The sequence below is a fragment of the Verrucomicrobia bacterium S94 genome, from assembly GCA_004299845.1.
Lineage (GTDB): Bacteria > Verrucomicrobiota > Kiritimatiellia > Kiritimatiellales > Pontiellaceae > Pontiella.
This window is the reverse complement of the sequence record CP036201.1, coordinates 1,703,387-1,724,209: the sequence shown is the minus strand read 5'-3', so window position 1 is coordinate 1,724,209 and position 20,823 is coordinate 1,703,387. Positions and strand designations below refer to the sequence as shown.

18 protein-coding genes and 2 pseudogenes are annotated in these 20,823 nt (G+C 52.0%); 17 read left to right on the top strand and 3 right to left on the bottom strand.

Annotated features, from left to right (window positions below):
* Positions 1-12: 12 nt before the first annotated feature.
* From yciH to EGM51_07115, 7 genes and pseudogenes are all read left to right on the top strand, one after another.
* A complete protein-coding gene (gene yciH / locus EGM51_07145) occupies positions 13-342 on the top strand; it encodes a stress response translation initiation inhibitor YciH (GenBank protein ID QBG47182.1) in 330 nt (109 codons plus the stop codon).
* 48 nt (positions 343-390) lie between these two features.
* Entirely contained in the window at positions 391-1,419 is a 1,029-nt protein-coding gene (locus EGM51_07140) for a type 2 isopentenyl-diphosphate Delta-isomerase (protein ID QBG47181.1), read from the top strand.
* A complete protein-coding gene (locus EGM51_07135; GenBank protein ID QBG47180.1) occupies positions 1,403-2,578 on the top strand; it encodes a hydroxymethylglutaryl-CoA synthase in 1,176 nt (391 codons plus the stop codon). Before EGM51_07140 ends, EGM51_07135 begins: the two co-directional genes overlap by 17 nt.
* Positions 2,575-3,642: a mevalonate kinase gene (locus EGM51_07130; GenBank protein QBG47179.1), complete on the top strand. Its 1,068-nt coding sequence runs from the start codon at positions 2,575-2,577 to the stop codon at positions 3,640-3,642. The genes EGM51_07135 and EGM51_07130 overlap by 4 nt, the downstream gene beginning before the upstream one ends.
* Complete coding sequence (locus EGM51_07125) at positions 3,494-4,312, top strand: GHMP kinase (GenBank protein ID QBG47178.1); 819 nt, start codon at positions 3,494-3,496, stop codon at positions 4,310-4,312. Before EGM51_07130 ends, EGM51_07125 begins: the two co-directional genes overlap by 149 nt.
* A complete protein-coding gene (locus tag EGM51_07120; GenBank protein QBG47177.1) occupies positions 4,201-4,515 on the top strand; it encodes a hypothetical protein in 315 nt (104 codons plus the stop codon). The genes EGM51_07125 and EGM51_07120 overlap by 112 nt, the downstream gene beginning before the upstream one ends.
* Positions 4,508-5,316: pseudogene (locus EGM51_07115) on the top strand (ion transporter). Before EGM51_07120 ends, EGM51_07115 begins: the two are co-directional and overlap by 8 nt.
* On the opposite strand, the gene EGM51_07110 reads toward EGM51_07115, so the two are convergent.
* Positions 5,313-6,041 (bottom strand): hypothetical protein, encoded by a 729-nt coding sequence (locus tag EGM51_07110; protein QBG47176.1) that lies wholly within the window; start codon positions 6,039-6,041, stop codon positions 5,313-5,315. The pseudogene EGM51_07115 and the gene EGM51_07110 overlap by 4 nt on opposite strands.
* Positions 6,042-6,182: 141 nt before the next feature.
* Between EGM51_07110 and EGM51_07105 the strand changes: the two genes are divergently transcribed.
* From EGM51_07105 to EGM51_07095, 3 genes and pseudogenes are all read left to right on the top strand, one after another.
* The gene (locus EGM51_07105; protein ID QBG47175.1) at positions 6,183-7,775 is read left to right on the top strand and encodes a citramalate synthase; all 1,593 of its coding nucleotides are present in this window, start codon (positions 6,183-6,185) and stop codon (positions 7,773-7,775) included.
* 78 nt (positions 7,776-7,853) lie between these two features.
* Positions 7,854-8,081 (top strand): annotated as a pseudogene (locus EGM51_07100) (GxxExxY protein).
* A 47-nt stretch (positions 8,082-8,128) separates the two neighbouring features.
* Positions 8,129-10,780 (top strand): valine--tRNA ligase, encoded by a 2,652-nt coding sequence (locus EGM51_07095; protein ID QBG47174.1) that lies wholly within the window; start codon positions 8,129-8,131, stop codon positions 10,778-10,780.
* Positions 10,781-10,826: 46 nt separating this feature from the next.
* Here the strand turns inward: EGM51_07095 and EGM51_07090 are convergent, their stop codons facing one another.
* Entirely contained in the window at positions 10,827-11,972 is a 1,146-nt protein-coding gene (locus EGM51_07090; GenBank protein ID QBG47173.1) for a cytochrome P450, read from the bottom strand.
* 243 nt (positions 11,973-12,215) lie between these two features.
* On the opposite strand from EGM51_07090, the gene lipA reads away from it, so the two are divergent.
* The gene (gene lipA / locus EGM51_07085) at positions 12,216-13,091 is read left to right on the top strand and encodes a lipoyl synthase (protein ID QBG47172.1); all 876 of its coding nucleotides are present in this window, start codon (positions 12,216-12,218) and stop codon (positions 13,089-13,091) included.
* 38 nt (positions 13,092-13,129) lie between these two features.
* On the opposite strand, the gene EGM51_07080 is transcribed toward lipA, so the two are convergent.
* Entirely contained in the window at positions 13,130-14,044 is a 915-nt protein-coding gene (locus EGM51_07080; GenBank protein QBG47171.1) for a DUF368 domain-containing protein, read from the bottom strand.
* Between the two features lie 91 nt (positions 14,045-14,135).
* Here EGM51_07080 and EGM51_07075 point away from each other — a divergent pair, with 91 nt between their 5' ends.
* From EGM51_07075 to EGM51_07050, 6 genes are all read left to right on the top strand, one after another.
* Positions 14,136-14,381: a NifU family protein gene (locus EGM51_07075; GenBank protein QBG47170.1), complete on the top strand. Its 246-nt coding sequence runs from the start codon at positions 14,136-14,138 to the stop codon at positions 14,379-14,381.
* Positions 14,382-14,566: 185 nt separating this feature from the next.
* A complete protein-coding gene (locus EGM51_07070) occupies positions 14,567-15,214 on the top strand; it encodes a response regulator (GenBank protein QBG47169.1) in 648 nt (215 codons plus the stop codon).
* The gene (locus EGM51_07065) at positions 14,953-16,818 is read left to right on the top strand and encodes a PAS domain S-box protein (protein ID QBG47168.1); all 1,866 of its coding nucleotides are present in this window, start codon (positions 14,953-14,955) and stop codon (positions 16,816-16,818) included. The genes EGM51_07070 and EGM51_07065 overlap by 262 nt, the downstream gene beginning before the upstream one ends.
* Positions 16,819-16,900: 82 nt before the next feature.
* Complete coding sequence (locus tag EGM51_07060; protein ID QBG47167.1) at positions 16,901-18,385, top strand: type IV pilus twitching motility protein PilT; 1,485 nt, start codon at positions 16,901-16,903, stop codon at positions 18,383-18,385.
* A 169-nt stretch (positions 18,386-18,554) separates the two neighbouring features.
* Positions 18,555-20,483, top strand: a complete 1,929-nt coding sequence (gene acs, locus EGM51_07055; protein QBG49264.1) for an acetate--CoA ligase — start codon at positions 18,555-18,557, stop codon at positions 20,481-20,483.
* Between the two features lie 85 nt (positions 20,484-20,568).
* The gene (locus EGM51_07050) at positions 20,569-20,790 is read left to right on the top strand and encodes a translation initiation factor IF-1 (protein ID QBG47166.1); all 222 of its coding nucleotides are present in this window, start codon (positions 20,569-20,571) and stop codon (positions 20,788-20,790) included.
* The last annotated feature ends 33 nt before the right edge of the window (positions 20,791-20,823 follow it).

Here is a 20,823-nt window from a genome sequence, read left to right as displayed (position 1 = left end):
AAAGGATATGTCATGAACAGTTTTGACGATCTGGATATTGTTTTTTCAACCGAAATGGGCCGCATTAAGCCCGAAAAGAAAAGGGCGGATGTGCCGAAGGGTGATGGTATTGTCCGCGTCGGGCGGGAAACCAAGGGCCGAAAGGGCAAGGGCATGACGGTGATTACCGGCGTTCCGACCCATCCGCAGGGTTTGAAGGACCTGGCCAGAAAACTGAAGCAGAAATGCGGAACAGGCGGAACCGTTAAAGGGCAGACCATCGAAATTCAGGGCGATCACCGCGACCTGCTGGTGGCGGAACTGCAGGCGATGGGCTATACGGTGAAGAAGTCCGGCGGTTGATTTTTGGGGTTTTCAAGATCCGGTCTAACGTTATAAGGTATTTTCCTTATGGCAAAAATCAATCAGCGAAAACTGGATCATATCAATATCGTGTCGGATGACGCGGCGATTGATCGTAATAAATCCTATTTTGACCGAATTCATCTGACGCATCGGGCTCTGCCCGAGCTGAATCTATCGGAGATTGATTCTTCGGTAATGTTTCTCGGCAGAAAACTTTCGTTTCCGCTGCTGATTTCCTCGATGACCGGCGGCAAAGATGAAGAGTTGGTGAACATCAACCGCAATCTTGCTGTTGCCGCCGAAGCTGAGGGTGTGGCGCTGGCGGTGGGATCGCAGCGTGTATTTCTTTCCGACCGTGCGGCACGGGCCAGTTTTGAATTGCGTGAGCATGCGCCGAGTATTCCTCTGATTGGAAACCTGGGGGCGGTTCAACTGAATTACAATGTAGGCTTTGCGGACTGTGAGGCTGCGGTAAAGGTGCTGGAGGCCGATGCGCTTTATCTGCATCTAAACCCTTTGCAGGAAGCGGTGCAGCCGGAGGGGGATACCGATTTTTCTGATCTGCGGAGTAAAATTGCAACGGTTGTGCAGCAGCTCAGAAAGCCGGTCATTATCAAAGAGGTCGGTGCCGGAATTTCCGCGCAGGATGTGGAGCATCTGCTGGCGGCCGGAGTTAAACATATTGATGTTGCGGGCAGCGGCGGTACATCATGGAGTATGGTGGAGAGCCGCCGTAGTCAGAATCCTTCTCTGGGGGAACTGTTCGGGGACTGGGGCATTCCGACGCCGGTTGCTTTGAAAATGATGGCCCCTTTCCGGCATGAGGTGAATGTGATCGCTTCCGGAGGTATCCGGAGTGGCATAGATATGGCTAAAAGTATTATTCTGGGGGCATCGATGTGCGGTCTGGCCCGGCCGTTTCTGGATCCGGCGAGGGAATCGGCGGATGCGGTGCGGCAGGTGATACGACGGCTTAAACGGGAATTTGTGACGGCGATGTTTCTGCTGGGAAGCGGGTGTGTTGAAGATTTGAAAGGCAAAGAGGAACTCATTCTGAATGAAGATTGGAATTGATCGGATCAGCTTCTACACCTCTCATTATTTTGTAGATCTGAAAACGCTGGCTGAAGCGCGTAAAGTGGATGCCGATAAATATTATGTGGGTATCGGGCAGGAAAAAATGGGTATTCCTGCGCCGGACGAGGATGTGGTTACGCTGGGCGCGAGTGCCGCATATCCGCTCCTGAAGGAGGGAGAGCTGGATGATGTCGAGCTGCTCCTCTTTGCCACAGAAACCGGGATTGACCAGTCGAAGGCCGCGGGGGTTTATGTTCACGGACTGCTGGAACTGGGTTCGCGCTGCCGCACCGTTGAGTTAAAGCAGGCGTGTTATTCCGGAACCGCCGGCATTCAGCTGGCCCTCGGCTTTGTGGCGCGGAATCCCTCCAAAAAAGCACTGGTGATTACGTCCGATGTGGCCCGTTATGAACTGGGAAGTCCCGGTGAGGCGACGCAGGGCTGCGGATCGGTTGCGATGTTGATTTCCGCCGATCCCCGGATTCTGGCGATTGACCCTGAAGCGGGATATTATACGGAGGATGTCATGGATTTCTGGCGTCCGAATTACCGCTCAGAAGCGCTGGTGGACGGGAAGTACTCTACGATGGTCTACATTCATGCACTCATTGAATCCTGGAAGCAGTATGCGGAACAATCCGGCCGTGAGCTGACGGATTTTGACCGGTTCTGCTATCATATTCCATTTACAAAAATGGCTGAAAAGGCCCATCAGAAGCTCTGCCGGAAATTCAAAGTGAAGACCTCACGCGAGGAGATGATGCATCTGCTGGAGGAATCGCTGCGGTACAGTCGGATTACCGGAAACTGTTATTCCGGCTCAATGTATGTCGGACTTACTTCTCTGCTTGAAACCTCGGAGGAGGATCTGGGCGGAAAACGCATCGGGCTGTACAGTTATGGTTCGGGGTGTGTCGGTGAATTTTACAGCGGTGTAATCCAGCCCGGTTACCGTAATGTGCTCTATGCGGATCAGCATGCAAAAATGCTCGCAGAACGCACAGAACTTACGTATCAACAGTACGAAGACATTTTTCATTACGGTGTGCCGACGGACGGCGGAAATTACAGTTTTCCGCAATACAAAACAGGACCGTTCCGGTTCTCGGGGATCAGTCAGCATAAAAGGGAGTATGAATCATTAATAGACGAATGAAAGCAGTTGCTCCGGGCAAGCTGATCCTCAGCGGTGAACATGCGGTGGTTTACGGAAAACCGGCCATTGCCATGGCGATTGACCGTAGTGCGGTATTTGAGCTGACGCCGAAAGAGGAGCAGGGCGTGGCCTTTGATCTTCCCGGAACCGGAATTTCCGAATCCCATACGCTGATGGCGTTGCGCGATCTGAAGCGCCGTGCAGAAAAAAAGTACCGTGAATTCCTGAAAGGGGAAATCGGGATCAGCTATGTGCTTGGAGCTCCGGCCGATCTGTTCCGGTTTGCATTTATTCATACGATGGACGGTTTGCACCGCACGCTTGATTCCGGGCTGGTGATGAAGCTGCGTTCCAGCATTCCGGTGGGCTGCGGTATGGGATCCTCGGCGGCTACCGTGCTGAGCGAAATCCGGGCGATCGGGCACTACTTCCGTGTTGATTTCAAGCCCGACTGGTACTACGAATATTCCCTTGAAGCCGAAAAACTCCAGCACGGCCGGCCAAGCGGTGTGGATTCCTATATTTCGCTGCACGGCGGCTGTGCCCGGTTTCAGAACGGAAAAGCTGTTTCGATTTCGCTTCCGCGAATGCAGATGTACATGGTGCAGACCGGTATTCCGGTGTCATCCACCGGTGAGTGTGTGATGAATGTGGAAAAGCAGTTCAAGAGTAGCGAAATCTGGAGTGAATTCGAGGCTGTGACCAACGAGTTTGAGCAGGCCATCCGGACCAACAATACGCAGAAACTGCATTGGCTGGTTCGGGAGAACAACCGGTTACTTTCCGCCATCGGTGTGGTGCCGGAAAAGGTGCAGCGTTTTATTTCCGAAATTGAAGCATGGGGCGGTTCTGCGAAAATATGCGGAGCGGGATCCGTGTCCGGAGAGCGCGGGGGTGTGGTGTTGGTAATTGCCGATGAAATGCCGCGCGCAATCTGCGAAAAGTATGGCTATAGCGTATCGCCCGTTCGGGGGATCCGCTGGGAACCCGAATTGTCTGATCCGCATGGCCGAAGCTGCCGTCATCAAAACCTCGGCGCCCGGCAGTCTGATGCTGCTGGGTGAACATGCGGTACTTCATGGAAACCGTGCACTGATCGGGGCGATCGACCGCCGGATTCAGGTGGAGCTTTTCCCCATACCGGAAAACGTGCTGGAGATTGATTCCGGTCTCGGAACGTATCGGGCATCACTCAGTGATCTGAAGGATGATCCACGGTTCCGTTTTGTACTGCAGGCCGTCCGGCGGCACCTGGATGCGGTGCCCTCGGGATTATTTCTGAAAATTCATTCCGAATTTTCGGCGGATATCGGGTTCGGGTCGTCGGCTGCAGTGACCGTGGCAACGCATGCGGCGCTGATGTTCTGGCTGTCCGGCAATACGCCTGCACCGGAGCGGCTGTTTGATGAAGCACTCAAAACCGTGCAGACGGTGCAGGGACGCGGCTCCGGTTCCGACCTCGCCGCCAGTGTGTTCGGCGGAATCGTCGGCTATACCATTGATCCGGATTTTATTCCTCTGAACGTTTCCATTCCGCTGACTGCAGTTTACTGCGGGTACAAAACGCCTACGCCGGATGTTATTCTGCGGGTGGAGCAGCTCAAGGCGGATGATCCCGGTAAATATATGCGTATTTATGCCGAAATGCATGCGGGGCGGAAGAGGCGGTTTCCAGGCTGCGGAATCACGATGTCCCGGGTTTTGGAAAAATTCTCAACCGGAATCAGGAATTGATGGATGAAATGGGGGTGAATACGCCGGAGCTCCAGATTATTGTCGATGCCTTGCAGCAGTCGCCGGATATTTTCGGCGCGAAGATTTCCGGGTCGGGGATGGGCGACTGCGCCATTGGGATCGGTTATGCTGATCTGGAGGAGCTCGGTTTCCCGGTTTATCATCTGGAGATAACGCCGGACGGATGCCTGTATCATGAGTGATCAGACGCTGAAGCAGAAGCTGTTTATCATTATTTTCGGGGCGGATACACCGGCGGGGAAGGCCTTTGATGTCGGGCTGTTTGCGGCCATTCTGATCAGTGTCGGGCTGACGATGCTTAACAGTGTACATGCTATCCGGGATGCGCACGGCCTGCTGATTTCATCGCTTAATACCGCGTTCACGGTACTGTTTACCATTGAATATATTCTGCGGCTATATTGTGCCAGGAATCCGGTGAAATATGCGCACAGTTTTTTCGGAGTGGTGGATCTGCTGGCGGTGCTGCCTTTTTATCTGGGGCTGTTTATTGATAATGCGGAATTTCTGGATGTGATTAAGGTGTTGCGCATGCTGCGCATTTTCCGCGTATTGAAAATGGCGCAGTATGTCGGCGAAGCGGATCTGCTGATGAATTCGCTGATGGCCAGCCGTCGGAAAATCGGCATTTTTCTGGTTACGGTACTGACGCTGGTTGTTATTGTCGGCTCGTTGATGTATGCGATAGAGGGGAGGAACACGGTTTCAACAGTATTCCGCAGTCGGTCTACTGGGCCATCATCACCGTAACGACGGTGGGCTATGGAGACATGGCCCCGGAGACCCCTTTAGGTCAAACTCTGGCCGCGTTTCTGATGATCATCGCCTACAGTATTATTGCTGTGCCGACCGGGATTATTACTGCGGAGATCGGATTTTCATCCGCCATGAAAAAGCGCGGGAAAATCTGCCCGTCCTGTAAAAAAGGGCCGCATGATTCGGATGCAAAACACTGCAAATTCTGTGGTTCCCCGCTGGATTAATTCAATTCTTTAATTCGTTGTTGAATGCGGGAAATACGTTCGCCCATCGGGGGATGCGAGGAAAAGTAGGCTCCGAACGGATTGGGGTCAGGAGCTCTTTTCCGGAGAGTGGAAAAAAGGCGGGCGCCGCCACGGGGATTAAAGCCGGCGGCTTTGGTGAGGGCGACGGCGAAGCGGTCGGCGCGGAATTCCTGTTCGCGGGAATAACCCTGCTGAATCATCCGGGCAAGCAGTTGTTTTGTGGACGGAGAGAGGCCTCGGGTCTGCAGACGCAGTAATCCGTTGATTATGGTTTTGGTCAGGTAGCGCCGGTTGGCATCACCATGAATACCGTGGGCAATTTCGTGGGCAAGTACAAAAGCGATGGCGTCGGCGTCTTCGCCGCAAAGGTCGAACAGTTTTTCCGACATATAGATAAATCCTCCGGGAATAGCGCAGGCGTTGAGGTCGTCGGACTGATCAAGTTTAAAGATATGTTTCCGGTTTTTGTTGCGTAATCTGGCGGTCAGCCGCGCGGCGATTTCATCGAGCCGGTTGTTTGCAAGTGCTGGAACGTCCGCTTCGTAGGCCCGGGCCAGCAGCAGGCCCATTTGGAATTCGGCCGATATCTTTTCCTCTTCTGTGCCGGCCAGCGATTTCATCACCCAGCCTGCTTTTAGAAAAAGGGGGCCGGATCGGCGGCCGAGCAGATAGGCCAGGCTTCGGTTGGCGGGAATAGGGTCCATGAGAGGAAATATAGCGATGGAAAAGAACGGTTTCAGTGCAAAACAGCAGGTTTTATGTTTCGAGAAATTCCCCCTTCAGGCTTGGTTCGATTAAGGGGGCTGCGGTATGTTTCCGCGTTTTGATTGACAGAGAGAGTCTCCATGAGTGCAGAAAATAAAGTTTTCATCTACGATACAACATTGCGTGACGGTGCACAGGCGGAGGGGGTTACCTTCTCGGCTGTGGCTAAAATTCACGTGGCGAAAATGCTCGATTCGTTTGGGGTGGATTATATCGAGGGTGGATTTGCGGCGTCGAATCCGAAGGATATGGCTTTTTTCAAAGCCATTAAAAAGGAAAAGCTTCAGCATGCCAGAATTGCGGCCTTCGGGAGTACGCGCCGGGCCAATGTGAAAGTGGAAGAGGATAAAGGGACGGCGGCGCTATTGGAGGCCGATACGGAAGTCTGTACGATTTTCGGTAAGAGCTGGCTGCTGCATGTGACCGAGGTTCTGAAAACGACGCCGGAGGAAAATCTGGCGATGATCGAGGATACCTGTCGTTTTCTGAAGACTAACGGCAAAGAGGTGATCTACGATGCGGAGCACTTTTTTGATGGTTATAAGGACAGCCCGGATTATGCACTTCAATCTCTGGAAGCGGCGGTAAAGGGCGGAGCGGACTGTCTGGTATTGTGTGATACCAACGGCGGTTGCATGCCGAATGAGGTTTTTGAGGTGACTACGTTGGTGCGCGAAAGATTCGGCGTGGCCGTGGGGATTCATACGCATAACGATTCTGAAACCGCTGTGGCGAATGCGATGGAATCGGTGCGTGCCGGTGCTGTGCATGTTCAGGGTGTGATTAACGGGTTCGGTGAACGGTGCGGTAACTGCAATCTGGTTTCAGTGGTGGCTAACCTGAATCTGAAAACCGATAAAACCTGTCTGGCGGATCCGGCGCAGCTGAAAAATCTGAAGTCGGTTTCGCAGTTTGTGAACGAGCAGGCGAATCTGCGGGATAATCAGCGGGCGGCTTTTGTGGGGGAAAGTGCTTTTGCTCATAAAGCAGGGATGCATGTGGATGGTGTCCGTAAGGTTTCGCACAGCTTTGAGCATGTGCCGCCGGAGTCGGTGGGTAATGAGCGGCGGATTTTGATTTCGGAACTTTCCGGTGCGAGCAATGTGATGGAAAAGCTGATTGAGATGGGGCTGAATAACATCGACCGGAAGTCGCCGGAGGTGCGCGATATTCTGAAGACTATGGAAAAGCAGGAGCGGGGCGGCTATGTGTATGAATCGGCCGATGCTTCGTTCAAGATGCTGATCAAAAAGGTCCTGAAGGAACACAAGAGTTTCTTCGAGTTTGAGGGCTTCCGTGTGATGGTTGAAAAGCGGGGTAAAAATGAGCCGTGCATTTCCGAAGCGACGCTACGGCTGAACGTAAACGGAAAGCAGGCGTTTACGGTGGGCGAGGGTGATGGTCCGGTGGATGCGCTGAATATGGCTCTGCGAAATGCCCTGCAGGAATTTTATCCGAGTATCCGGGATGTGCAGCTGTCGGATTACCGAGTGAGCATCCTTGACCCGGAAGAGGCGACGGCGGCGAAAACCCGCGTGGTGATTGAATCATCGGACGGTGAAAATACATGGGGCACGGTCGGTGTTTCGGAAAATATTATCGAAGCTTCGTGGGAGGCTCTGGTTGACGGCGTGGAATACAAGCTCTTCCTGAATGAGGAACGTGCTGACTGAAGGAACTCCTCGCACAGGTGCAGAGTGCGCAAAGGCTGTGCAGTATGATGTTGAGGGGAACATTTATCTCCCGGTCATATGTTCCGTAGAGAAATTGTTGAAGACAATGCGTATAGAATAGATTTGCTGGTTGATAAATGAGTAGTTGTTGAAGTGAAGTCTGTTGAGGATTTAAAACCGGTGTTTTCACAGCAGACAGGAACCTATTTAAAATTAATGGATTTGCAGTTAGGACTTTTGATCAATGTCAATTTTCGACTGCTTAAAGACGGAATTAAACGGATAGTTAATAATTTTGAAAAATAATCCTCCGCGCTCTCAGCGTCTCTGCGCGGAATATTCGGTGAAAAAATATGAGTAAACTAGCACAGAAGTACGACCCAAAGATTGTTGAAGAGAAGTGGTATAAAAAATGGATGGAAGACAAACGCTTCCACGCCGAAAGCGAAGATGGTGGCGATCCGTTCTGTATTGTGATTCCGCCGCCGAACGTGACCGGTATTCTCCATATGGGCCATGCACTGAACAATAATATTCAGGATGTACTGACCCGTGTGGCGCGTATGAAAGGCAAAAATACGGTCTGGGTTCCGGGATCGGACCACGCCGGCATTGCCACGCAGAATGTAGTGGAGCGCGCCCTGAAAAAAGAGGGTAAAACACGGGATGACCTTGGGCGTGAAAAATTTCTGGAACGGGTTTGGGCGTGGAAAGAGGAATACGGTTCCACCATTTCCAATCAGCTGAAGAAACTCGGGGCATCCTGTGACTGGGACCGCGAGCGCTTTACGATGGATGAAGGTCTGAGCGATGCCGTGCTGGAAATTTTCTGCCGGCTGTATGATAAGGGGCTGATTTACCGCGGCAACCGGATCATCAACTGGTGTCCTCGCTGTGAAACCGCACTGTCGGATGAGGAGTCCGAGCACGTGGAGGTTGAGGGTGCGCTGTATCACATTAAATATGCGGTCAAAGACGAAAAGAAAAAACTGGTGGTGGCGACGACGCGTCCGGAAACGATGCTCGGCGATACCGCTGTTGCGGTGAATCCGCGCGATGAGCGCTATAGGGATCTGGTGGGAAAAACAGTGATTCTGCCGATCGTGAACCGCGAAATACCGATTATTGCCGACGATTATGTCGATCCGGAATTCGGTACCGGTATTGTGAAAATCACGCCGGCGCATGATCCGAACGACTTTGAAATGGGTATTCGTCATGATCTGCCGCAGATCAATGTAATGACGGATACCGGTATCATGAATGAAAATGCCGGAAGGTATGAAGGCATGGACCGTTTTGAATGCCGCAAACAGTTGATGGAGGATCTGAAAGCCGGCGGGCTGGTTGAAAAGGTTGAGAAGCATATGCATGCGGTAGGGCATTGCTATCGCTGTGATACGGTGGTTGAGCCGCGCCTTTCCCCGCAGTGGTTTGTGAAGATGAAGTCGCTGGCGCGTCCGGCGATTGAGGCGGTGAATGACGGCCGGATTAAGTTTGTTCCCGAGCGCTGGAATAAAACTTACATGGGCTGGATGGAAAACATTCGTGATTGGTGCATTTCGCGCCAGATCTGGTGGGGGCATCGTATTCCGATTTTCTATTGCGATGACTGCGGGCATGAGTGGGCTTCTAAAACCTCGGAAACAGTGTGCCCGAAATGCCAGTCAGCCAACGTGCGGCAGGATGAGGATGTACTCGATACGTGGTTTTCTTCCTGGCTATGGCCGTTCAGTGTATTCGGCTGGCCGAACGAAGATAAAGATCTGAAATTCTATTACCCGACCAATACACTGGTGACCGGCAACGAGATCATCTTTTTCTGGGTGGCACGTATGATTATGTCGGGTCTGGAAGTGATGGGGGACATTCCGTTCGATACCGTCTACATCCACGGTACCGTACGTGATGATCAGGGTCGGAAAATGTCGAAATCGCTCGGTAATTCCATCGATCCGCTGGATATCATCGAAAAATACAGCTCGGATGCTCTGCGCTTTTCACTGCTGATGATCACCGCGACCGGGCAGGATGTTTATATTAACGATGAAAAGTTTGAGATCGGCCGTAACTTCGGTACGAAGATCTGGAATGCCGCCCGTTTCATGGAAATGCATTCTGAAGGGTTTGATGTGAAGGATCTGGCGTTTGACGAAGCGAATCTGACGCCGGATGACCAGCATCTACTGGCCAAGCTGAATGAAGCCATTGAAGAGGTAAACGATAATCTGGGCCGTTATCGGTTTAACGATGCGACGCTGGCGTTATATGATTTCTTCTGGCACAGCTACTGTGACTGGTATCTTGAATATGCGAAGCCGATTCTTTACAAAGGTACGCCGGAGCAGAAGAAGCATACGCTGCAGGTGATGCATTTTTCATTCTCCACGGCACTTCGGCTGCTTCATCCGTTTATGCCGTTCCAGACGGAAGAACTCTGGGAGGGCATGGGATATAACCACGAAACAGATTCTATTATGATTGCCCCGTGGCCGGAGCGTCCGGTGGCTTCGGGCATCAGTTCCTCGATTGTGAAATACGTCGATGGAAAACATGATCTGATCCGCATCGGGCGGATTCTGCGGGCAGAATATAACCTGACGAATAAACAGACAGCTACATTCTGTGTGCGCGCAGCAAATGCCGAGGTGGCCCGGCAGATCGAGGAAGATGCGGCCTCTATTTCTGCGGCATTGAAAGCTGAAGCTCTGAACGTGGATGTTGATTATACACCGGAAGGCGCGATGCCGAGCGGTATCAGTGCGCTGGGCACGGTGTATATGTCGATCGAAGGTCTGGTTGATGTTGATGCGGAAATCGAAAAGCTGACCAAAGAGCTGGAGGAAGTCAACGGCTTCCTGACCAGTGTTAAGAAGAAGCTTGAGAATCCTAATTTTGTGGACCGTGCGCCAAAGGATGTGGTGGATATTCAGCGCAAACGTAAGGTTGAGCTGCAGGAAAAGAGCGAAAAGCTTGAAAAAATGATCGATACGCTTCGCAGCTGATATCGCGGTTTTTAAAGCTTTCCGCTCTTTGGCCGGAGCGGGCGGTTTATCGTTTGATAAAACGGATATTTACAGACTCGTATCCGGTCATACGTTTGAATGAAGTTTCCTCGTCGTATTTCGGCACGGCTTCGATCAGTTCGATGCGTTCGACCTGTTCGCAGAGCGCTTCAAGCAGACTGCGCATAATCAGCCGGGCGTGCGGGGCACCCATACAGCGGTGAGTAGCATGGCCGAACCCGACGTGCCGGTTCGGGTGCCGGTCGAGGATGATTTCATCCGGATTTTCAAAGACTGAGGCATCGCGGTTTGCAGACGGCCAGCACAGTCCGACCCGTCCGCCGGCGGGAACGGTGTGTCCCAGTACCTCTTTAGCACGGGGGCACACCCTGGTAATTGCGGTGAGTGGACTGACATAACGGACAAATTCTTCAACGGCTTTCGGAATGCGGGTTTCATCTTCACGCAGAAAGTCGATTCCTTCCGGGTGATCGCCGAAATAGGCGAGAATACTGGAGACCATATTAATCACTGTATCTCTTCCGCCGGCAAATGCGACGTTGGCAAAACCCTGTTTTTCTTCGAAGGTCAGTTTTCTTCCGCGGAATTCCGCCTGATTCAGGATGCTGAAAAAATCGTTGCCCGGATTTTCTTCGACTTTTTTGAACTGTTTTCCGGTATAATTTTCGAGAACCGGACCACTGTCGACTCCGTCGTCGCGGTCATGAAAGACGTGCACGCCCCAGCTGATCCATTCGTCGGCTTCACTTTCGGGAACGTTAAGCAGGCGTGTCAGGGCCCGGCACTGCAGCGGCAAAGCGAAGCCGCGTACGGCTTCGATTTCTTTCTGCTGCACGGCATCGGTCACCATTCCGCTCACAAGGGCTTTCATGTCGGCCATGTAATCTTCGTCCTCCATCGGCCGTTTGAATAGAGGCTCTACAATGTTGCGATAATCGGTGTGGTCGGGTGGATCGATTTCCAGGGGAAGCTGGCGAACCGTGCGCACATCTGCTTCAGAATGGATGACGCACATCAGGGGATTGTCACTGCTGAACGATTTATAATCGCGGGCGGCATTGCGGACCTCTTGATGGGTGAGGATCAGCGGAAGGTTTTCACCTTCGACATCGACATGATGAAGTCCGGTCGACTCACGGTCGGCCTTAAACGGATCAGGATGAACAGGCATAACTAAACTCCTTATATCTTGGTTAATGTTATATAGGAAAAAGGATCAAGTGCGTTTCGGCCATAGAGCGAAATGCTATACTTATGGATGAAATTGCTGAAAACATGATAAAAGTGTCCATTTTGAACCTCATCAGTCCTATATAAATTAAGGAATAGGGTTTTCCGCGGCGCAGGTTCTGCTATGTTCCTCGTGTTTTGCCACTGACACGACCGATTTTCCGGTCGATTGGAGAGGATATATATGGATACAACAGAAGCAGTGCGGCCCGCACGGATTCCGGAATGGATGCGGCGCCCGATTCAGACCGATAAAGCCTATGCTGAAACCCACAATGCCCTGAAAAAAAACGGACTGCATACCGTCTGTGAAGACGCCAAGTGTCCGAATCGCCACGAATGCTGGAATCATGGTACGGCAACGGTGATGATTCTGGGGAATATCTGCACGCGCGACTGCCGGTTCTGTTCCATTGCCTTTGGGAAACCGGAAGGTCTGGATCTGGATGAGCCCCGCCGGGTTGCGGATGCCGTGGAGAAAATGAAACTGAAACATGTGGTGATTACATCGGTTACGCGGGACGATGTACTTGATGGCGGCGCAGAGATTTTTGCGCAGACCATTACGGCGGTGAAAGAACGCGTTCCCGGGATTACCGTGGAAGTGCTGACGCCGGATTTCTGGGGCCGGAAGGAATCGCTTTATAAGGTGCTGGATGCCGGACCGATTGTTTTCAACCACAATGTAGAAACGGTGAAACGGCTGCAGCGTTCAATTCGTTCGGGGGCTACGTATGAGCGTTCGCTGAATATTCTGAAAATGGCTTCAGAATACGGCGATGGTTCGATTCGGGTGAAAACCGGTATTATGCTGGGTCTGGGCGAAACCAACGAAGAGGTGATGGAGTGCCTGCAGGATATTTATGACCATGGCGTTCGTCTGCTGACTATCGGGCAGTATATGGCTCCGACGCGCGACCATGCGCATACAAAGCGGTTTGTGACTCCGAAGGAATTCGTCGATTTTGAGGATGCGGCCTACGAGATCGGGTTTGATGCCGTGGCTTCGGGGCCTCTGGTACGTTCGTCGTATCGTGCGGATAAAATGGTTCAGGCGTAGGCGTTCCTTTTCCGGAAGAAAACGGGCCGGCTGAGTGATCAGTCGGCCTTGATTTTTCCGGCGGTGGTTTCAACGGCCGCGATGATGAGTATTCCGGCCAGCATAATGGCGACGGCGATTCCGGTTTCGGTGCTCATTTCCGGCAGGCTGTGATGATAGCCCACCACCTTTTCTTTGATGTTTTCGCCATCCTGAAAGGTTTTGGTGATGGCTTCTTTCCAGGGCCAGAGAATGGTCAGCGAGCCGAAGATGAAACCGGTGAGCAGGGCGATGGTCTGATCGTGGAATTTTTTGAAGACCCAGGAAAGCACGCGGGCGAAAGCGGCCAGACCAAGCACCATGCCGATGCCGGTCGGGATAATGACGCGAAGATTGAGTGTGTTAACGGCATCGATCATGACGAGTTCGTAGTTGCCCATGAGCAGCAGAACAAAAGAGCCGGAGAGGCCGGGCAGAATCATACTGCACATGGAGACGGCCCCACAGATAAGCAGGTAGGGAATGGCGTCGTTCTGCTCGGCCGGTTCCAGGAATGCAATGCCGACGGCGATGGCGGTGCCGAGTGCAAAAAGCAGGTAAACGGCCATGGATTTCTGCTGAATCTTTTTCCCGACAAAGTAGACAGAGGCCAGAATCAGGCCGAAAAAGAAGGCCCAGACGTATAGTGCCTGATGTTCAAAGAGATATTCGAGAATACGGGCCACGGTGAGAATGCTGCCGATAATTCCAATGCCGATGGCGGAGAGGAATCTGATGTCGACGTGTTCGCAGAGCTCTTTGAATTTGAAATTGCAGGCCAGTTTTGCGGCCGTTAGATCGAATGATTTGATGGTGTTGATCAGTTTTTCAAAGATTCCGGTGAGGAGGGCCATGGTACCGCCGGAAACGCCGGGGATTACGTTGGCCGCACCCATAAGTGCGCCTTTGAGAATATTCAGGATATAGTCGATCATTAATGGCTCCCCTATGCTTGTGTAAGTCGGGGGAAAGTAGTAGGGATAAAGCCGAGCTAAGTCAATTTCATCTATAGAAAAGGAAAAAACCATGACGGATCAGGAAATTCTGGATGCAGTGAATGCGGTAATGGACGAGGAAGTTACGCCGGCATTGGCCTCCCATGGTGGCGGTGGCAACGTGACCAATGTGAATAACGGTATTGTGTATATTGAGCTCGAGGGCGGATGCAAAGGCTGTCCGGGGGCCCGCATGACTATGAAAAACGGTATTGAAACGCTGTTGAAGGAGCGGGTGCCGGAAGTGAAGGAAGTGGTGGATGTGACGGATCACTAAGGTTTATCCGTTTTCAACAGTAGGAAATCCGTACTGCGCCCCGGGAATTCCCGAGGCGTTTTTTTTAGATTTCCACAGTCTGGAAAACGGTTGAACCCCTATGAACGATCTGTAACACTTCTTTTTTTGAATGGAGCTTTTTAGGGAATGTACAGCATGGTTTGCGGCTCCTTGGAGATGACCTGATGAAAATTCTGATTGCTGAGGATAATGCGTTCTCGCGGACCCTGTTGAAGAAGACCCTGACCAAAGCAGGGTATAAAGTGGTTGCGGCCGAGAACGGTGATGCGGCCTGGAAAATTCTGCAGCAGGAGGATCCTCCGAAGCTGGCTTTACTCGACTGGATGATGCCGGGGCTCAGCGGTATCGAACTGTGCCGGAAGATGCGTCAGATTGAATCCCCGATTCCGGTTTATACGATTCTGCTCACGGCGAAATCCGATAAGGAGGATGTGCTGGAGGGTTTTGCGGCCGGGGCGGATGATTTTATTATAAAGCCGTTCGACAGCGGCGAGCTGCTTGCCCGGATTCAGGTGGGGCGCCGTCTTGTGGAGCAGCAGGCGCTGATGTATTGCCTGATCGATTCGATCCCCGATCCGATTTATGTGAAGGACAGCCGGGGCCTTTATCTGAGTTGCAATTCGGCATATGCGCGGTTTGTCGGGCTGAAGTGGATGCGATTTACGGACGGACGGCGTCGGAGATTCTTCCGGAAAACATTTCAAAAGCTTCACACATGGAAGATCTGCGTGTTCTGGCTCGGGGAACTTCTGCGGAATCTGAAGGATGGACCAGTAATGCGGATGGAGAGGATGTTTATCTCGAAACCGTGAAAATTCCGTATCTTGAATCCGCCGCGGGCTCCACGGGAATGATCAGCATCAGCCGCGATCTGACCAGGCGTATGCAGATGGAGCAGGAGATGCGTCGTCTGGCTGTGGCGGTGGAGCAGTCGAGCGAATCGATCATCATTACCGATGTCAGTGGAAATATTCAGTATGTGAATGCCGCTTTTGAGAATACCTCGGGGTATACCCACAATGAGGTTCTGGGTCGGAAAACAAATTTTCTCAAGAGTGGAAAGCTGAGAGCGCAGTTTTATGAGGAACTGTGGAGCACAATCAGCCGTGGCGAGCCCTGGTCGGGCGAATTTATCAATAGAAAAAAAGACGGCAGTATTTATATAGAGGAATCGGTCATCTATCCCATCCGCGGCGAGGGGAATGAGATGATTAACTATGTGGCAATCGGCCGTGATATTACGGAAGAGCGTGAGATCGAGAAGTACATGCGTCAGCAGCAGAAGATGAATGCCATCGGGGCGCTGGCCGGCGGGATTTCTCACGATTTTAACAATATTCTCACAGCCATTCTCGGTTATGTGGCACTCTGCATGAATACTGTGGATGAGGAGAGTAAGGCATACGGTTATCTGAAAGAGATCGTAAAAGCCGGCGATCGGGCCACCAAGCTGGTGCGTCAGATTCTGACGTTCAGCCGGCAGGAGGAGCAGGAGTTCCGGACGGTGGATCTGCAGCCTGTTGTTGAAGATTCGCTCAACATGGTGCAGACCACCATGAAAAAGAATATCACGGTTAAGCAGAATATTGATCCGGCCTGCGGAGCCATTCTGGGGGATGCAACACAGATTCAGCAGGTTTTAATCAATCTGTGTACCAATGCAGCGCATGCGCTGGGAAAAACCGATCAGGGAATATTGAGTGTTTCGCTGCAGGAAGTTGAAATTGCAAAAGGGCATAAAGACGAAAAACTGGTGGACCTTGAGCCGGGTAAATATGCCTGTATAACAGTCTCTGACAGCGGATGCGGTATGCCGCCTGAGGTGGTTGAACGTATTTTCGAGCCCTATTTCACAACCAAGAAAAAGGGAGAGGGTACCGGATTCGGACTGTCGATTGTTCATGGCATTGTCCGTAAGCATCGCGGCAAGATCTGCGTGGAAAGTGAAGAGGGTTTAGGTACTACTTTTACGATATATATTCCGCTGCTGGGCGAAGCTGTTCCTGCGGAGAAAGAATCGGTTGATCTGTCGGAACCTTCCGGGGCGGGACGTATTCTTTTTGTGGATGACGATGAGGCCATTCTTTCCATGGGCCGCGAAATGCTTGAATCATTCGGTTATGAAGTGGTTTCCGCGCCCAACGGCCGGCAGGCGCTGGAAGCATTCAGGCGTAGTCCGGAAACTTTTGACATGGTTGTGACGGATTACAGCATGCCTGAAATCAACGGCCATGAGCTGATTCAGCAGATTCTCAAGATCCGGAAGGATATTCCGGCCATTCTGTGCAGCGGGTACATGGAAAAAGTTGATGGCGAGGATCTGAGTTCGCTGGGTCACTCCGGTTATGTAGCTAAGCCGGTGGATTGGAGGGAGCTGGGCCGGACGATTCAGAGATATATCAGTGAAAAGACGTAGCGCTTTTACCTGAATGTCAATTGCCGGGAGGTATGGCACTGATGTTGCTAAAGATATTGTGCATTTTTGTTAAGGAAAACGTATGAGACAAATAGACCAATATCTTGAAGAAATGCTCGAAAAGGGCGCCAGTGATATCCATCTTTCCTCCAACCATCAGCCCTGCTACCGCATAGACGGCGAAATGCATTTTCAGCGGGGAACTGAAAAATTTACCGATGAGGAATTGAGGGAGCTCATTTATGAATTTGCTCCACAGCGTAATATTGATGAACTCGAAGAGCATTGGGATACGGACTTTGCTTATGAACTGCCGGGCGCGGCGCGTTTCCGTGTGAATGTTTTTATCGATCACGAGGGAATCGGGTGCGTGATGCGCCAGATTCCCTCCCGGGTTCCCACCTTTGAGGAGCTGAATATTCCCGAGGGGGTGCGATCTTTCTGTTTTCTGAAAAAAGGGCTGGTGATTGTTACGGGGCCGACCGGTTCGGGTAAATCGACAACGCTGGCGGCCATGGTTGATTTGATCAACCGCACACGGCGCCAGCATCTCATCACGGTAGAAGATCCGGTGGAGTTTAAGCACCGTTCGCTGGGCTGTCTGGTCAATCAGCGGGAAGTGCATGTGCACACCAAAAGTTTTTCCAATGCGTTGCGTGCAGCCCTGCGTGAAGACCCCGATATTGTTCTGGTGGGGGAGCTTCGCGACCTCGAAACCATGGAAATTGCCATTGAAACCGCAGAAACGGGACATCTGGTTTTCGGCACGTTGCATACCAATACCGCAGCGACCACGGTAGACCGGATTATCGATAAATTTCCGGCGGACCGTCAGAATCAGATCCGGAGTATGCTGGCCGATTCGCTTAAAGGTGTCATTGCACAGACTCTCTGCCGGCGCATCGGTGGCGGTCGTATTGCGTCCTGCGAAATTCTGGTGGTCACTCCGGCGGTTTCAGCCAATATTCGCGAAGGTAAAACGCATCAGATTCCCTCACTGATGCAGACGGGTAAAAATATCGGTATGTGCACGTTTGCCGATGACCTGCTGAATTTGGTCAAGCGAGGCATCATTACGCCGGAAGAAGCTTATAGCAATGCGGTGGATAAGTCGTTTCTGGAGAGAAAATTTAAGGAAGAGAATATTCAGCTCGATCTGTCTGTTTCCTCGTTGGACGATATGGATATGCATGCCGACGAGAGTGAGAATGCATCGAAGAGTGAAAAGGCACGCAAAAAACTGCACGTCAACCCGCGCGATACCGCAGCTCTGCGCGAACTCATTACGATTCTTGCCACCGATGAAAATCCCGATGAACGCAATGGGGTGGAGGCACTGGAGTACGCCCAGAAACTGCTTGATCTGACCGGACAGAACGACGCATCGACGCTGATTCTGATCAGTGCCGCCTATGCGGAACTTTCGCACTTCGGCGAAGCGGTTGAATGGTCGAAGCGGGCCGCCAAAGTGGCCAAAGCCAACAAGCAGAAAGAGCTGCTGGCCGGTATTACGCGGCACAGCAATCTGTATAAACGCGGCATCCCTCTGCGCGGCGAATCGCTATAGATCCCCCTTTAGGGAACGATTCGGTTTGAGGCGGCTTTTCCAGCGATTGGAAGCCGCCTTTTTCAATGTTTAGGAAAAGGTTTTGCTTAAAATATGATCGTGTTCATAATATATTCTCATGGTTAATAATCGGAGAAGTTGTATGAGTGGTCATAAAGAGGGGTATTCAATGTATGCGCCGCCGGCCCGGGTGAGCGAAGGAGCTCATTTCCAGAGTCTGGAGGAATATCAGGAGCTGTATGCCCGGTCGCTGGAAAATCCGGAAGCGTTCTGGGGTGAACAGGCGAAAGAGCATATCGATTGGTTTCACGGTTTTAATCAGGTGTCGGACTGCGATTTTACAAACGGTATGGTGGCGTGGTTTTTGGGCGGTAAACTGAATGTCTGTCACAACTGTGTCGACCGCCATCTGGCCGGGCGAGGGGATAAGGTGGCCATTCTCTGGGAAGGTGATGAACCGGGTGATGTCCGTACGTTTACCTACCGAGAACTGCATCGGGAGGTCTGCAGACTGGCGAATGTTCTTCGGCATAACGGAATTCGAAAAGGCGACCGTGTGGCGATTTATATGCCGATGATTCCGGAGGCGGCTTTTGCCATGCTGGCCTGTGCGCGTATCGGTGCTGTGCACAGTGTGGTGTTTGCCGGTTTCAGTGCCGAAGCGTTGCGGGACCGGATTATTGATGCCAAATGCAAAGCGGTGATTACGGCCGATGAGGGCCGTCGCGGAAAGAAGACGATTCCGCTTAAACGCCCTGTGGACGAAGCGGTTATGGCCTGCCCGACGGTGGAGCATGTTTTTATGGTGCGTCACACGGATGCGAAGGTTCCTTTTTATGAACCGCGTGATATCGATTTGAACGAGGCTATGAAAAATGAGCGGCCGTATTGTCCGGTTGAACATATGGATTCCGAGGATACGCTTTTTCTACTCTATACTTCGGGGTCGACCGGGAAACCCAAGGGTATTTCCCATACCAGCGCGGGTTACCTGCTCTACACGATGCTGACTCACCGCTATGTATTTGATTATCGAGAAGACGATATTTTTGCGTGTGTTGCCGACATCGGATGGATTACGGGCCACAGTTATGTGGTGTATGGGCCTTTGGCGAACGGAGCGACGACCGTGATGTTTGAATCGGTTCCGACCTATCCGGATTCGGGCCGATATTGGGATATGGTCGACCGCCTGAAAATTACACAGTTTTATACGGCACCGACCGCTATCCGTGCCATTGCGCGTAACGGGGATGCGTTTGTAAAAATGTATGACCGTTCAACCCTTCGCGTACTGGGTTCGGTGGGCGAACCGATTAATCCTGAAAGCTGGCAGTGGTATTACGACGTGGTCGGTGAAGGGCGCTGCAATATTGTCGACACCTGGTGGCAGACCGAAACCGGCGGTATTATGATCACCCCGCTGCCGGGCGCCACGCCGACCAAACCGGGATCGGCCGCGTTTCCTTTTTTCGGTATCGAACCGGTGCTGCTGGATGATCAGGGGAATGAAATTAAAGGCAATGGGGTCTCCGGTCTGCTGGCCATAAAAAGTCCGTGGCCGGCAATGGCGCGGACGATCCAGGGCGATCATGTGCGGTTTGTGCAGACGTATCTTGATCCGTTTCCGGGCTATTATCTGACCGGCGACGGGTGCCGGCGTGATGAGGACGGTTATTATTGGATTACAGGGCGAGTGGATGATGTGATCAATGTTTCCGGGCATCGCATGGGTACCGCCGAGGTCGAAAGCGCGCTGGTCAGTCATCCCGGCTGTGCCGAGGCGGCGGTGGTCGGGTTTCCGCATGAGATCAAAGGGCAGGGTATTTTTGCGTATGTCATTCTTAAAGAGGGTTTCGAAGCCGATGCTGAACTGGTAGGAGAACTCCGGAATGAGGTCCGGACGCATATCGGTCCGATTGCGGCCCCGGACCATATTCTGATCACGACGGGACTGCCGAAGACCCGTTCAGGGAAAATCATGCGGCGTATTCTGCGTAGAATTGCCCGCCAGGAAACGGATGATCTCGGAGATATCTCCACTTTGGCGGATCCATCGGTGGTGGAACTGCTGATCGAACGGCGGAGTGAGCTGTGAATTGGGAAAAGCGCGAACTGTTAGGGTTGCAAACGTTATTTTTGCGTGTAGCATGCTCCTTTTGTAATTTTTGAAAGGAGCTTGAATGGCTAAAGAAGACGTAATCGAAGCAGAAGGTGTTGTGAAAAAGGTACTTCCGGCAACGATGTACCGTGTTGAGCTGGAGAATGGACATGAGGTTCTGGCGCATATCTCCGGGAAAATGCGTAAACATTTTATTCGTATTGCTGTGGGTGACCGGGTAACTGTAGAAATTTCGCCGTACGATCTGGAAAAAGGGCGCATCACATTCCGTCATAGAAATTAAATGCAGAACGGCGGAGTTCCGGAGTCGCGGATA